Source organism: Mucilaginibacter sp. P5_A6 (assembly GCF_056400585.1).
In genome coordinates this window covers 47,066-62,922 of the sequence record NZ_JBFUKZ010000008.1, presented here as the reverse complement: position 1 = coordinate 62,922, position 15,857 = coordinate 47,066, and the positions used below count along the sequence as shown (strand labels likewise).

Here is a 15,857-nt window from a genome sequence, read left to right as displayed (position 1 = left end):
GCAGCTCCTGGAATCCCAGGAATTTTATTTTTTTTAAATTATTTTAAATCAGAGTAGGGGTTATCCCCGGTTCAGGTTACATCTTATTATAAACCAAAGTTAATTCTTGTCCAAAACAAGCCCTTAATGAAAAAGAAATTATCATCAGAGATCCTGGAAAAATACTTTAATGGGGAATGTAACGAAGATGAAATGGCTGAAATATTTGCCTGGTATAAATCATTCGACTCTGATCAGGACGATGTTTCTAATTTACCTGCCGAGGAACGTGAGGTGTTTAAAATGTTGATGTGGAATGACATCAGGAATAATATCAGGGAGGCTGATAATGACAATGTTGTTCAGCTTGATAGGGTACGGTCATCGCCGTTCAGGTCGGTGGTGTACTGGTTATCCAGCTGTGCTGCTGTTTTATTAATCCTGTTTTTTGTAAAATATAAAGTTTCTCCAGGGAATCCGTTACCGGAAAACAGCGAAAAAGTGGTGGTCACTAATGCGACAAACACCATCCAAAAAATTACACTTTCTGACGGTAGCAAGGTGTGGATAAGTCCAAAATCAACATTGACGTATTTAAAAGTATTAAATAAGCAAAAGCGAGAAGTGTTTTTAAGCGGCGAGGCTTTTTTTGAAGTAACCAAAGATCATAAAAGAACATTTTCAATTTATAGCGGAAAAGTTATTACCAAAGTATGGGGAACAAGTTTCCGGGTACGATCATACGTTGAAGACAGTACCACAGAAGTAGATGTGGTTACCGGGAAAGTTTCAGTTAGCATCACCGGGCAAGAGGATAAAAAAGCAGGATCAAATGCCGCTAATCAGGCTGATGATTTAAACCAGGGAGTGATGCTATTGCCCAATCAGGGGGCTGTTTATGATAAGAAACTGGGTCATTTGCAAAAAAATACCGAGGTGAAAGACGTTTCGATAAACATGTGGAAAAAAGCAAGCTTATCTTTTAACAATACACAGCTGAGAGATGTATTTAAGGTGCTTAATAAAAACTTCAACGTTAATATAAGTTCAAAAGATGAAAAAATTAATTCAGATTATTTGAAGGCCGATTTTAATAATGAAAATCTTCCTGCTATCATGGAGATTCTGAAAAGAACCCTGAATGTTAATTACAGCGTCCATGGAAATGAATTTGTTTTGGAAAGCGAAAAATAACCAATTATATAAATAACCAATAAACCCCGAATAATTAAATTATGGAGAAACGAATTAGTACTTAACCCCATCAAATTTTCTTGAAAAAGAATAGGAGTGCTGGAGACACTCCTAAACCTTTTTAATACCCGGAATGCAACGCCTTAAACAAGGGGGACCGGGAATTTTTTGTCTCAATTTTTATCAAAAGAAACACTTAAATGTATGAAGATTTATTTACAAAACCATTTTGACTGGTTTAAAATTATGAAAGTCACTTTTAGTCAGTTAGTAATAGCCCTCATTTTTACAGGAATGTCCTATGCTACGTCAAGCAAAGGGCAGGCTGTATTAGATCGGCGGGTTGATTTCAATATCCAAAACTCAAGCTTAAATTTAGTTTTGAAGCAATTGGAGAAAGAAACAAATTTAAAACTTGTTTACCGCAAAAGTCTTGTTGAAAAGGAGCAGGGCGTGTCCATTAATGTAAAGCAGGGAAAGATAGGAGAGATACTTACCGAACTATTACAGCCCAGGGGTATTACTTTTGAATTCATTAGCGACCGTATTGTGTTAAGTAAAGTCAATAAAAATGACAATACAACTAACTTGCCGGCACCGGCGGAGGGTGCTACACCCGCAGAAGTCAATACAATCGAAGTTATAGCCAAATCAATAACAGGTAAAGTAACTGATGAAAATGACCAGCCTTTGCCTGGAGTAAGTGTTAGAGTTAAGGGCACCAGCCTGGGTACACAAACAGATGCAAGCGGTAAATATGCTATAAATGTTCCTGATGATAATGCCGCCCTGGTATTTTCTTTTATTGGATACACGCAGCAGGATGTTTTAGTTGCCGGCCGTAATGTTATAAATATATTGCTTAAAGCAGCGCCAAACTCGTTAAACGAAGTTGTTGTAATTGGGTATGGCAGCCAAAAAAGGGGCGATGTAACCAGCGCGGTTGCTACGGTAAAGGCAAAAGATTTTGTTAAAGGCGCGGTATTGGATGCCGGCCAGTTATTGCAGGGTAAAGTGGCCGGTTTAACAGTTGGCGCCCCAAGTGGTAACCCAACCGATGGTACACAGATTTTATTACGTGGGAGCACAACTTTATATGGAGCTAATTCAAATCCTTTAGTAATAATTGACGGCATTCCCGGCGATCTTAAAACAGTGGCTCCGGAGGATATAGAATCAATAGATGTGCTAAAAGATGGCTCTTCGGCCGCTATTTATGGAGTTAGAGGCTCAAATGGTGTAATCATAATAACTACTAAAAGGGCAAAAGGAACCGTTACCAACAGTATTGATTACAGCGGTTATACCACTACCCAGGTTATTGCAAAAAAGCTGGATGTACTTACCGCTCAAGACTACCGCGACCAGATTAAAGCCGGAACAAGAAATGCTTCATGGGATGCCGGAAGTACCACCGATTGGTTAAAAGAAGCTACCCGCACACCATTTACGCAAGTTCATAACCTGACGATAAAAGGCGGAAATAGTACAACTAATTACCTGGCATCTGCAAATTATCGCGGGCTGCAGGGCATTTATAAAAAGAGCAACAATAATACATTTACAGGTAGAATTGATGTGAACCATAGTATGTGGGACAATAAGTTGAAGCTTAATCTCGGAATACTTAATCAGACCAATAACTACGAAAGAAATTTTAATGGAGGCAGCTTTAATGGCTGGATTTACCGGCAAACAGTGGTACGTAACCCAACGGAGCCTGTACGTAATGCCGATGGTGCTTTTTATGAACAAACCGGAAACTTTGATTACGAAAACCCACTTGCCCTTTTGTATGAAAGTGACGGGCAATCGAAAAACGTAAACTCCCGAATGAACGGTAATATTGTTTACAAGCCTATTGCTGATTTAAAATTATCTGCCCTTTTTTCTTACTCAAGGTTTAACGGAAATACCGGATACTCAGAAACCAAGCATCATATTTCTACAGTTAAAAACAATTTAAATGGTTTCGCGTCAATAAGCTCTGATCTGTCTGTTGACCGGTTGACCGAATGGACAGCTGAATATTCTAAATCAATTAACGATCACCACTTTGTGGTTTTAGGTGGCTATGGTTACCAGGATAACGTTTCTACAGGTTCATATTTTGATAACCAGAATTTTCCTACCGATCTATTTAGTTATAATGACATAGGATTAGGTGAAGGGGTAAATGATAAAACTGCTACAATGAGCAGCTATAAAAGGCAAACAAGCCTGATCAGCTTTTTTTCGCGATTTAATTATAGTTATAAGGATAAATATTTGCTGTTGGCAAGTTTAAGGCACGAAGGTGCCAGCCAATTATATGGAGCCAATAAACCCTGGGGTAATTTTTGGGCAGTTTCCGGAGGTTGGAAAATTACCAATGAAAACTTCATGAAAGATCAGCAATTATTTGATCTCATAAAATTACGGGCGGGTTATGGTGTAACCGGAAATCAACCTTCAGACAGCTTTCGCGGGCAGGCGTTGATAGGATACGGAGACTATGTATATTCAAATGGCAAATGGACAAGAATCCTGGTACCTACCCAAAATGGTAACCCATTGATCAGGTGGGAAGAAAAAGCCGAAACAAATCTTGGAGTGGACTTTAGTATATTAAAAGGCAGGGTGAGCGGTAACATTGATGTTTATAACCGCCGGATTAAAGGCTTGCTTTATGATTACGCGGTACCAAGCCCACCTAACCTGTACCCAACTACAAGAGCCAATGTGGGTACAATGCAAAACAGGGGTATAGAGGTAATGCTAAACTTTGTACCGGTAAAATCAAAGAGTTTTACGTGGAATACAAGTGTTAACTTTTCAACCAATACAAACAAATTAATTAATTTATCAAACGATCTTTATCAAACAACTTCACCCTATTTCACTACCGGCTTTGCAGGTATACCAATTCAAACCTTTACCAGTATTGTAACTGTAGGCAAAGCTATTGGCGATTTTTATGGGTATAAAGTTATTGATGTTGACGCGAATGGTAAATGGATATATGAAGGCAGGGATGGCAAACCTGTTAGCTACGATAATTTTGCACATAGCTTTGAAGACAAAAAAGTAATTGGTAACGGTGTGCCAAAATGGTACGCGGGTTGGAACAATAATTTTTCATATAAAAATTTCGATTTAAGTATTACCATGAGGGGCGCATTTGGTTACCAGATCCTCAACTCGCAAAGAATGTATATGGAAAACCCAGCCATTCAAAATTATAATATTTTGAAATCCGCCTATGATCCTGTTTTTGGAAAAACGCAGTTAAAAGTAAACGCGCTGGAGATTAACAGCTACTATGTAGAAAATGGAGATTTCTGGAAGATAGATAACATCACATTCGGTTACGATTTCAATAATATAAAAACCGGTTATATAAAGGGTGCGCGTATTTACATATCTACATTAAATACCTTCACTATTACCAAATATAAGGGATTGGATCCGGAAGTAAACAGGCTTGGCTTAAGCCCAGGTATAGATGAACGTGATAAATATCCTACAACCCGTTCATTTACTTTAGGAGTGAATTTGAATTTTTAATATCTAAAAAAACAAGGACAATGAAAAAGCTCAAAAAAACATATTTGGTTATCGCGGTATTTGTTTCCGCAATAGCTATAACTGCCTGTACCAAATTACAATATAGTCCATCCAATGCCATTGTAACAGGTGATTTTACCGCTACCAAAGCCGATTTGCCGTCGCTGGTAGGCGCAGCATATTCTCAATGGCGTTTTATAATGCTTGACTGGAACGGCTTGTGGCGGGCCCAGGAGATAACAGGAGATCAGTTAGTTATACCAAAACGCCCATGGGGATGGTTTGATGATGGTGTTTACCAAAGATTACACAAACATACTTGGACTACTGATGATGATGTGGTTAACCAAACCTGGGCCCGAACATATAAGGGTATTACAAATTGTAACAGGCTTATTTACCAGATAGGATCGGGCCTTATTACAATTTCTGATGGCAAGGAAGCAGTACTTGCCGAATTGAAAGTTGTGCGGGCCTCATACTATGCCATTTTGTGCGACTTTTATGGCAATGTTCCCATTGTAACACAGTTTGATTTGCCGGCCGGATATTTGCCAAAACAAAACACCCGCAAGGAAGTCTATGATTTTATTGTTAAAGAACTTACGGATAACATTCCTTTATTAAGTGCTGCAAACGATGGCACTACGTATGGGAAATTCAATAAATGGGCAGCCTATACATTGCTTGCTAAAATGTACCTTAACGCCGGTGTATACACCGGAACAACTAAATGGGCCGAATGTATTGCTGCCTGCGATGCTGTTACAAATTCGGGCGCGGGATATATATTAGAGCCTACTCAGAAAAACGTATTTGTAACAGAAAATCAAGGCTCAAAGGAGATTATTTTTGCATTGCCTATGGACGAGAATTATACAAGCAACTGGAACGCTTTTGATCTTCATATGCAAACATTGCAGCAGGAAAACCAGGCTACGTATAATCTTAAATACACCCCCTGGGGCGGTATATGTGCAATTCCGCAATTTATAACCTCATTTGATACAACTGATGCACGGTACCTGAATAACTGGATAAAAGGCCAGCAATATACCTCTGCAGGTGCAAAATTGTACGTTGCTCAGGGCGATTTTTCCGGCAAGCCATTAATCTTTATCAACAAGTTGCCCGGACTTGAAAAAGGGGAATCTGTGCATGGATTTCGTTTAGGTAAATTTGAAATAAAAATGGGTGCCATGAACAGGTTAAGTAATGACTATCCTGTTTACCGTTATGCCGACGTGTTAATGATGAAAGCGGAATGTCTTCTTAGAACCGGGCAGGCCGAGGCTGCTGCAGCCCTTGTTACCCAGGTTAGGCAAAGGGATTTTGCATCAAACCCTGCTAAAGCTATTGTTACCGGCGCGCAGTTACAACTGGGGAGTTCATATGCCTACGGTCTTCAGGATGATGTAAATAACCTGCATACTACAGAGGGCGGCGCCGATATTCAATATGGCAGATTTTTGGATGAGCTGGCCTGGGAGTTTGACCAGGAAGGGCACCGGCGCTCCGATATGATACGATTTGGAGCGTTCACAAAAAAATCATGGTTATCACATGCTGCTACCAACAATAGCAACAGAACAATATTTCCAATACCAAGAACAGAAATTGAAAAAAATAATAACCTGAAACAAAACACAGGCTATTAATTAAGTGCATTTTAATGCATGTAAGTTATTGATTGAAGTAAAGGGCAGCGTTTATGTTGTCCTTTACTTTTTTAAACCCTGTTAGGTTTCTTATGTGCTCCGATACCCTAATTGCTATCATCGGATTATCGTCAGCGAACCCGACAAAGTACTTCGGCCATGTTTTGGGTTGATGATGTAATAATATACCCCGCCCGGTACCGCTGAACCTTTGTAGGTACCATCCCAGGGGATAGTATACCCTACGGATGCAAATAATTTGGCTCCATAGCGGTTATAAACATCAACGGTACAATTGGCATAGGTATCCAGGTATTTAATGTTCCATTGGTCGTTAACACCATCGCCATTGGGCGAAAAGGCATTTGGTACTACCGGTCCCTGCAACACAAAAACTTTTACCTGTGCGCTTACCGTGCACCCCGCGCTGTTGCTTACTGTGAGGGTATAAGTGGTATCCTGCAGGGGAGTAACGGTGGGGTTTAATGCGGTCGCATCATCCAGGTAAATTGCCGGTGTCCATGAATAAGTAAGCCCGTTGCCACTGGCTGTTGCCGGCAGGTGTGCGCTGCCGCCAGAAAGTACTGTAATATCTGGTCCTACGGTAATAACCGGTATGGGATTAACCGTAATGGTTTGGCTGGCGGTAACCGGGCAGGTGTTTGTAGCGGTATAAACATAATTGATGGTAAATGTACCAGCCCCTGCAGCAGCAGGATCAAACAAACCGGTGCTGCTTACTCCAGTGCCCGTATAAATACCTGTACCAGCCACACCGGCAATTTCCTGAGCCGCCAATTGCACAGTGCCTCCATTGATACACACGGCCGATGGTGCGGTGAAAGTTAACTCGGGCACTGCTAGTAAAGTGATGGTTTTATCCATTATGGATACGCAGCTGCCGCCCGAATAAGCTATCATTCTCACCTGGTAGTTTTGCGTTGCCGGGGTATGGAATGCGGCATAAGTATGGTAATATAGCTTACCATAAGTTGGGCTTTCGTCTGTAACTACCGTGGTTGGATTATTCCCATAATCATAGTACCACTCAATTTTGGTGATGCTGCCAAAATCTACGGTTGATGTATTGGTGAATGTAACCTGTTGATCGCTGCAAAGTGCTGATGAATTTGCAACCGTGAATGAGGCAACGGGTATTGATCCGTTAACAGTGAAACTTTGGGTTATGGCAGATGTACAGCCGCTTGCGGATGTTACGGTAAGCGTTACCTGGTATACCGCCGCCTGGGTATATTTATGCGATGGGTTTTTTAGTGTGGACGTATTGGGATTGGCGGTTGTTGCATTTGCATCGCCAAAATTCCATAAATAGGTAAAGCCACTGGTTGTATTATCGGCAATGGTGCTGTTATCTGTAAACGTGGCCGACGCATCTGCCAGGCAAACATCGGGCATGGCGAATGCTGCAACCGGTAACGGGCTTATGGTAATGCTTTTGGTACTGGTGGCCGTACAGCCGCCGGAATTGGTTATGGTAAGCTTTATGCTATAAGTACCGGCGATACTATACAGATGCTCAAATGCTGTGCTGTTGGTTTTGGTTTCAGTTGTGCCGTCGCCATAGTTCCAAAGCCAGCTGGTGATGGTTCCGGTATTGGTTGAGGACTGATCTGTAATAGTAACCGCTTTTGTTAAACAATCGGGCGTTGAAAAACTGAATGCCGCAACCGGCAGCGCACTGATATTGATGGTTTTGGTTGTTACTGATGGTGTACAGCCGGTATTGCCGGCTACCGTGAGCGTAACCACATAAGTGCCGGTTTTGGTATATGTATGCGATGGACTTTGTAAAGCGGAGGTTTGTCCGTCGCCAAAGTTCCATGACCACGAAGTTATAATTGATCCGTTGGTAACAGATGCATCTGTGAATACGGTCGCAGTGCCCAGGCAGGTAGGGTCGGGCACGGTAAATGCGGCCACTGGCGATGGCGTTACCGTTAAGGTAAGGTTGTTTGATGCCACCACGCAATTGGCAGAGGTAATATTACCTGTTATAGCCGAAACCAACCGGTACTTATAAGTGCCTGCGGCGGTGGGCGCGGTGATGGTGTAGCTTGTTGCCGTTCCGGCAGTGCTCAGGTCGGTCCAGCTGTCATTTGTATATATTTGTAGTTTTTGTACATAGCCGCTGGCCAGTGTGCTGGTGGCCTTTATGGTATAAGTTTGTGCCGAGCCTGCACAGGTAGTCTCTGTACCACTGGTTGATTCTGCAAACACAGCTGAAACTGTTGAACCATAAGGGCTAAAGGTTATATCATCAACCGCGAAATCGTTGCCCTGCGTACCACTGGCATTGCTTACCAGTTTAATTACTACATCGCCGGTACCCGCAGGCAGGGTAAAGTTGGCGGTATAGTTATGCCAAACATTGCCGGTGGGTACATCACCGGTTGATACGCCGGTGCCAAGTTCGGTTACCCCATCGGCAGCGTAAATATGGAAAACCATGTTGGGCAGTATCCCGCCGGATGCCAAAACGTTTTTGATCCAGACGCCAAACTGGTATTGCGTGTTACCGCATAAGCTGGTGACTTTACGGGTATAAACTGTGCCAGCCTGCACGTTGCCGTTTACCACCATCATATAGCCGTTGGTATTGCCTGTTGTTTCATAGTCATGATCATAGCTGGTAACAAAGCCGCCATGTACCGTAGTGCTACTTTGATTGGTAATAGTATAGTAGTTTTCGCCTATCTGGCCACTGCTGCTGTAAACATAGGTGGTTGTGCCCGAGTCGGCAGATAGAGCCCCGGCCCGCGAAGCTGTACCTGAGCCCAAAGTGATCTTAACAACCGGGTCGCCCAGGCTTTGCGCCTGTGCCTGGCGACCAAAAAATAGTGAAAGTAAAAAACATGCGATAAGTGCAAGATTTTTTTTAGGTTTTAAAGCAACCAACATTTATAAGCGTAATTAATTATGGTGGATTGGCGCAGCTAAGCACGCAGCTGTTTAACAACACGTGTAATAAGCAGCTATCAAGCTTAAAGATGTTTCAAAAAGCGCATATTCAAAATTAAGTATCGATTAACCGGCACTTTGAATCGGTAAACGAAGGATAAAGATTTTACTCCCCGATCCCCGCACCAACTTATCCTTACATTAGGGTAATTATTGTAAATTAGTATTTCAAGCAATCTGCCTATGCATTATCTTATTATTCAATACACCTGCCTGCTGGCCATTATTTTGTTTGTGGTTATGGCGGCACAAAAAATTAAAATTGCATACCCCATTCTACTGGTGCTGGTAGGCTTGCCACTGGGTTTTGTACCTGCTTTGCGCGGTATAGAAATTGATCCCGAATTGATCTTCGTGATATTTTTGCCGCCATTGCTCTATGAATCTGCCTGGAACACATCATGGAAAGATTTTTGGAAATGGCGCCGGGTAATCTCCAGCTTCGCTTTTCTAATTGTTATTGTAACTTCCTGTGTTATTGCCTTTGTATCGCATAGTGTGATACCTGGCTTTACATTGGCGGCGGGCTTTCTACTGGGCGGTATCATTTCTCCACCCGATGCGGTATCGGCCACCAATATTTTGAAAAACATCAAAGTACCCAAACGCTTCATCACCATTGTAGAAGGCGAGAGCCTGATGAACGATGCGTCCAGTTTGGTTATTTTTAGGTTTGCACTGGCCGCGATAACTACAGGAACTTTTGTATTTAGCCAGGCCGCTATCAGTTTTGTTGTGGTTATTGTAATGGGGATAGTTACCGGCCTGGCAGTTGCTTTGGTTTTTTATGCCATTCACCGCTGGCTGCCAACTACTACCAATATTGATATTATCCTCACTTTTATTACCCCATACGCCATGTATATAGCCGCCGAAGAGTTTCATTTTTCGGGTGTGCTGGCGGTAGTAAGCGGCGGCTTGTTTCTATCAATCAGGCGCCAGGAAATTTTTACCCACCGCAGCAGACTGCAGGGCATTAACGTTTGGGAGACTGTAGCATTTGTGCTCAACGGTTTTGTTTTTTTGCTGATTGGGCTGGAGTTCCCGGTGATCATTAAAGCGCTGGGGACAGATGGCTTAGGACCTGCAATTGAATACAGCCTCATTATTACGGGGGTACTTATTGTTACCCGGCTGCTAAGTACTTATGGTGCCACTATTTTTACCATGTTCATCAGCCGTTATATAACAACCGCCGACCCAAGCCCGGGCTGGAAAGCGCCGCTATTATTGGGGTGGACGGGCATGCGCGGTGTGGTATCGCTCGCTGCTGCCCTGAGTGTGCCTGTTGTGTTGCAATCCGGTGTCGCGTTTCCGCAGCGTAACCTAATTTTGTTTATTACCTTTTCGGTTATTATGGTTACGCTGGTATTGCAGGGCTTAACCTTGCCTGTGCTGGTAAAGTGGGTAAACATGCCCGATCCGGATTATACCATTTCATTTGAACAGCAAAAGCAGTTGGTACGTAAAAAACTATCGCACCTGTCGTTACAGTTATTAACAGATAATTACGCCAGTCAATTAGAAAATAATGACATGGTAAAATCGCTCCACATCAGGTTAAATGCCGATATGGAATTGCTCAAAGATTGGGAACTGGGCGACAACGCCAAACGCGCCGAAGATTATTATAAAGATTACCGTGAAATTATGGCGCACCTGATGCGCGAGCAACGCCAGTTGTTGCAAACGCTAAACAAGAAGGAAACCGTTAATGACGATATTGTTAAACAACAATTGGAGCTACTCGACCTGGAAGAAGAGAAACTAAGGCAGCATTTTGCTTTTGGCGAAGAGTAGTTTTTTGAGGGAACGGGGATAATTGGAGAGGGATGTTGTAGGTGGGCTCGACAGGGGAGTTTTAGTCCTGGTTAGTTTACAACCTTTTCTCAGCCAGATTCTCCACTATGCCCTACAAAAAAGGGCCCTGCATATTAATGCAAGGCCCCATAGTAATATGATTATTAGCGCGGTTACGACATTTTTAGCTTTTTCTGAATGTCGGCAACGTAGCCTTTGAATTTCTTATCGGTATCAATCAGATCCTCCACAGTTTGGCAGGCGTAGATCACGGTAGAGTGGTCGCGACCGCCAAAGAAATGTCCGATTGACTTTAATGAGCTTTTGGTATGCGCTTTGGCCAGGTACATTGATATTTGGCGGGCCTGCACAATTTCGCGCTTGCGGGTTTGTGATTTCACCATTTCAATAGGTACTTCAAAGTACTCGCAAACCAGGCTTTGGATATACTCCATTGAAATTTCTTTGGATGAGTTCTTCACAAAGTTTTTCAACATTTGTTTGGCCAGGTTCAGGTCTATCTCCTTGCGGTTAAGGGTTGATTGTGCAAGTAATGAAACCATGGCGCCTTCCAGTTCGCGTACATTGTTATCAATGTTATGGGCTACATACTCAATAACATCGTTTGACAGTTCGATGCCGTCCTGGTAGATCTTGTTCTTCAGGATAGCCATACGGGTTTCCAGGTCGGGGATCTGCAGATCGGCCGATAGTCCCCATTTAAATCTTGATAGCAATCTTTCTTCCAAACCTGCCAGGTCCTTGGGGGCCTTGTCTGATGTGATGATCAGTTGTTTGCCGCTTTGATGCAGGTGGTTAAAAATGTGGAAGAAGAAATCCTGCGTTTTTTCTTTACCGGCAAAGTTATGTACATCATCCATAATGAGTACATCAATGGCCTGGTAAAAGTTCACAAAATCGTTAATGTTATTATGTTTCAGTGCGTCAACAAATTGTTGAGTAAATTTCTCGCACGATACATAAAGTACCAGTTTATCGGGCAGCGAACGTTTAATCTCGTTACCGATGGCCTGGGCAAGGTGTGTTTTGCCTAAACCTACGCCACCATAAATCATTAAAGGGTTAAATGAGGTACCACCCGGTTTTGCGGCTACAGCGTAACCTGCAGAACGGGCCAAACGGTTACAATCACCCTCAACAAAGTTTTCGAAGGTGTAGTTTCTGTTCAGTTGCGGATCTACATTTAATTTTTTTAAGCCGGGTATCACAAAAGGATTTTTAATATCCTTATTGATTGAAATAGGTATCGGCATTGACTGATACTTTGACTCGGCGCCGTTTCCGTTCGAGGGCATATTAGTTGTATAGGGTTTACTTGATGATGATTGCTCAACAACAATATTATACTCTAAACGCCCTTCGTCCCCTAATTGTTTTTTTATTGTTTTGCGCAGTAAGCCCACATAGTGCTCTTCAAGCCATTCGTAAAAAAACAAACTTGGTACTTGTATGGTCAATACACTCCCCTCCATTCTCAAGGCTTTTATCGGCTCGAACCAGGTTTTAAAGCTCTGTGCCGGTATGTTGTCCTTTATGATCTGAAGACAGCTATTCCAAACGTTAGTACAAGTTTTTTCCATGTATATATAAGTAATTATTTGATTTCCAATCCCTCAGCCAACATCTTTTGGGACTGCTACGGAACATCGAATATTGCCAAAAAAAACGTATAAAAAAATTAAATTTTCACTTTTTTAACAATTCTCAAGTTATCAACAAAAGTTGTTTTTAAATATAAAAATTGTATATAACGCATTGTTTTTTGTTGAAAAGTGCAATTTTATAATTTTTTAATTAAATAGTTTTCTTTTAGATTTTTCAAAGAAAAACGCCAAAAAAACTGCGTTTTTCTTTGTTAATTATGCGCCAAAATTTTGGCAATTGTTGAGCTATTTCAGCCGTTTGCGTTGCACTAAAAACTGAAGCACCGGATTAGTGCCAAATAAAATTAAAATTTGATATTTATTAAATGCGGCAAAGTATACTCACGGTTTCAAAAGCCACATTGTAAGTAATATTAGTACTCCCCAAAAACGCTGCGCAAGGTATCAGCGATCTCCCCTAAGGTAGCATAATTTTCAACCGAAGACACTATAAAAGGCATTAAATTTTTAGTGCCCAAAGCAGCCTCCTTTAATAGTTGTAAATTGTCTTTAACAGCCTGGTTGTTTCTTTTGTTTTTAAGTTTAATAATTTTTTCCATTTGCATTATGCGGATGGAATCATCAACCCTAAACACATTTGCATGAACATCCTCCTGCTGGGTAAATTTGTTTACGCCCACCAAAATTTTTTCGCCGCTCTCTATTTCAACCTGGTATTGGTAAGCCGATGCTGCAATCTCCCGCTGAATGTAATCCTGCTCAATAGCCTTAACTGCGCCACCCATGGCATCTATTTTATCTAAGTATAATTGCGCTGCGGCTTCAACCTCGTTGGTAAGGGCTTCTATAAAATAGGAACCGGCCAGCGGGTCTACCGTGTCAGTTACCCCGCTTTCAAAGGCGATGATCTGTTGGGTACGCAAAGCTATTTTTGCCGCCGCTTCGGTAGGTAACGACAAAGCCTCATCATAGCCGTTGGTGTGCAATGATTGCGTGCCGCCTAATACCGCGGCCAGCGCCTGGTTGCTAACGCGTATGATATTATTAAGCGGCTGCTGTGCTGTTAAGGTGGAGCCACCTGTTTGGGTATGGAAACGAAGTTTTTGCGCCCCGGCATCGGTTGCTCCCAAATCCCTGGTAATATGTGCCCACATGCGCCTTGCCGCCCTGAACTTGGCTATCTCCTCGAAAAAATTATTATGGCAATTGAAAAAGAAAGACAGGCGTTTGGCAAATACGTTTATATCTAACCCTTTATCCAGCGCTGCTTTTAAATAAGCCTTGCCATTGGCTAAAGTAAAAGCCAGCTCCTGAACCGCGGTTGAACCAGCCTCACGGATGTGGTAGCCCGATATAGATATGGTGTTCCATTTAGGCACTTCCAGGCTGCAGTATTCAAACACATCGGTAATGAGGCGCATGGATGGGGTAGGCGGGTATATATAAGTACCGCGCGCGGCGTACTCCTTTAATATATCGTTTTGTACCGTGCCCGAGATCTGCCGCAGATCGGCGCCTTGTTTTTTGGCCAGGGCAATGTACATGGCCAGTAATATAGGCGCGGTGGCATTGATGGTCATGCTGGTGGTGATATCCTTTAGCTGGATGCCATCAAACAGTATCTCGATATCTTCTAATGAATCTATGGCTACGCCTACCTTGCCAACTTCGCCCTCTGATAGTTCATGGTCACTGTCGTAACCAATTTGTGTAGGCAGATCGAACGCTACCGATAAACCAGTTGTGCCCTGGCTTAATAAGTAATGGTAACGTTTGTTTGATTCTTCGGCTGTTGAAAATCCGGCATATTGGCGCATGGTCCAGGCTTTGCCCCGGTACATATCCTTTTGGATACCGCGTGTAAAGGGAAACTGGCCCGGCAGTTCGTCCATATTGGATGGCCCGGTATAAACCTCCTTGATTTCGATACCCGATGTGGTGCTGAATTTTTTAGCCATTGCGTTTAAAATAATTCTTCCAGATCCTGCCTAACCAGGTTGACGGCTATTTCGTACGGATCATCTTCCAGCTGGCTCAAATGGATCAGCACGGTTTTACTCAGCTCCATGCCGGTTGAATTTTCGGGCAGGGCTTTTACGCCATTATTTACCAGGCTCAGGGTATCTTCCTTAACGCGTTTTAGCACAGCCCAAACCCGGCTGCTTACATAAATTTGCTGGGTAATGTTATGCTGAAACTCGTTACGGATCTCGTTTACAACAATGATGTGCAGTTCGGCTGCTGATAAACTGCCAACATTAAGGCGGATAAGCATATTAGCAGGGTTAATGCGCTCTATAAATAAAACCACCCGCTCATAAGCCTGTAAACGCAGGGGCAATGTTTGGTTGCCGGCGCTGCGTTTAAGCTCCAGTATTTGTAGTTGGCTTTGTTTATCCAGGTAGGGCTTAAACAGGTAAAAAGCTATCCATACTACGCCGGCTCCGGCAATGGTAAATTTTAAAATATCAAGTAAATAAAGCGGTGTTAGCATGTTTTGTTAAAATGTTAAGCTGAAGTCATAAAATACCTGTGGATGTAAAAATCCACATTTTACCTTATATTTGTATAGTTAAATAAAAATAAGATGAGTACTGCTGTTGAAATTGCCCCGGTATCCTTTACAGAAGGAGCCGTTAAAGAACTTGTTAAATTGAGGGATCAGCAAGAGATAGGTGAAGACTTTGGCCTGCGTGTTGGTGTTGAAGGCGGTGGCTGCTCGGGCATGAACTACGTTTTAGGTTTCGACCAAAAAAAGGATGGTGACCAGGAATATATTATAGATGGTATAAAAGTATTTATGCATAAAGCACACGGCATGTACCTGATGGGGATGCAAATCAATTTCCAGGATGGCTTAAACGCGCGTGGATTTACTTTTAACAATCCTAACGCTGCCAGCACCTGTGGCTGCGGAACCTCGTTCGCAGTATAGTTCTTTTGGAGTAAAGATAGAAGGATTAAGGAGCAAAGACTTTTAAAGCCAGTTCTGACTCATACTTCTTGATTCTATAAAATATGCAGGCAGCCCAAAAGGTTGCCTTTTTCTATTGATGGACATTCATTCGATAATATA

At 42.4% G+C, this 15,857-nt stretch carries 9 protein-coding genes; 5 read left to right on the top strand and 4 right to left on the bottom strand.

The window, feature by feature from the left end; genetic code table 11:
• Window positions 1-126 precede the first annotated feature (126 nt).
• The 3 genes from AC1DO4_RS10530 (at window position 127) to AC1DO4_RS10520 (ending at window position 6,377) form a co-directional block, all read left to right on the top strand.
• Window positions 127-1,173, top strand: coding sequence for a FecR family protein (locus AC1DO4_RS10530; protein WP_477415551.1), 1,047 nt, complete (start codon window positions 127-129; stop codon window positions 1,171-1,173).
• A 246-nt stretch (window positions 1,174-1,419) separates the two neighbouring features.
• On the top strand, window positions 1,420-4,719 hold the full coding sequence (locus tag AC1DO4_RS10525) for a SusC/RagA family TonB-linked outer membrane protein (protein WP_477415549.1): 3,300 nt from the start codon (window positions 1,420-1,422) through the stop codon (window positions 4,717-4,719).
• Window positions 4,720-4,739: 20 nt separating this feature from the next.
• A complete protein-coding gene (locus AC1DO4_RS10520; RefSeq protein WP_477415547.1) occupies window positions 4,740-6,377 on the top strand; it encodes a RagB/SusD family nutrient uptake outer membrane protein in 1,638 nt (545 codons plus the stop codon).
• Between the two features lie 117 nt (window positions 6,378-6,494).
• On the opposite strand, the gene AC1DO4_RS10515 is transcribed toward AC1DO4_RS10520, so the two are convergent.
• Window positions 6,495-9,296 carry a PKD domain-containing protein gene (locus AC1DO4_RS10515; protein ID WP_477415545.1) on the bottom strand — a complete coding sequence of 934 codons (2,802 nt, stop codon included), beginning with the start codon at window positions 9,294-9,296 and terminating at the stop codon, window positions 6,495-6,497.
• 243 nt (window positions 9,297-9,539) lie between these two features.
• Here AC1DO4_RS10515 and AC1DO4_RS10510 point away from each other — a divergent pair, with 243 nt between their 5' ends.
• Window positions 9,540-11,156: a Na+/H+ antiporter gene (locus AC1DO4_RS10510; protein WP_477415543.1), complete on the top strand. Its 1,617-nt coding sequence runs from the start codon at window positions 9,540-9,542 to the stop codon at window positions 11,154-11,156.
• A gap of 173 nt (window positions 11,157-11,329) precedes the next feature.
• Here the strand turns inward: AC1DO4_RS10510 and dnaA are convergent, their stop codons facing one another.
• The 3 genes from dnaA to AC1DO4_RS10495 all read right to left on the bottom strand — a co-directional run bounded on the left by dnaA (window position 11,330) and on the right by AC1DO4_RS10495 (window position 15,275).
• Entirely contained in the window at window positions 11,330-12,757 is a 1,428-nt protein-coding gene (dnaA, locus tag AC1DO4_RS10505) for a chromosomal replication initiator protein DnaA (protein ID WP_091150538.1), read from the bottom strand.
• A gap of 437 nt (window positions 12,758-13,194) precedes the next feature.
• The gene (locus AC1DO4_RS10500; RefSeq protein ID WP_477415540.1) at window positions 13,195-14,739 is read right to left on the bottom strand and encodes an acyl-CoA mutase large subunit family protein; all 1,545 of its coding nucleotides are present in this window, start codon (window positions 14,737-14,739) and stop codon (window positions 13,195-13,197) included.
• A 5-nt stretch (window positions 14,740-14,744) separates the two neighbouring features.
• Entirely contained in the window at window positions 14,745-15,275 is a 531-nt protein-coding gene (locus AC1DO4_RS10495; RefSeq protein WP_477415538.1) for a DUF7935 family protein, read from the bottom strand.
• A gap of 93 nt (window positions 15,276-15,368) precedes the next feature.
• Between AC1DO4_RS10495 and AC1DO4_RS10490 the strand changes: the two genes are divergently transcribed.
• Complete coding sequence (locus AC1DO4_RS10490) at window positions 15,369-15,716, top strand: HesB/IscA family protein (RefSeq protein WP_477415536.1); 348 nt, start codon at window positions 15,369-15,371, stop codon at window positions 15,714-15,716.
• Window positions 15,717-15,857 lie beyond the last annotated feature (141 nt).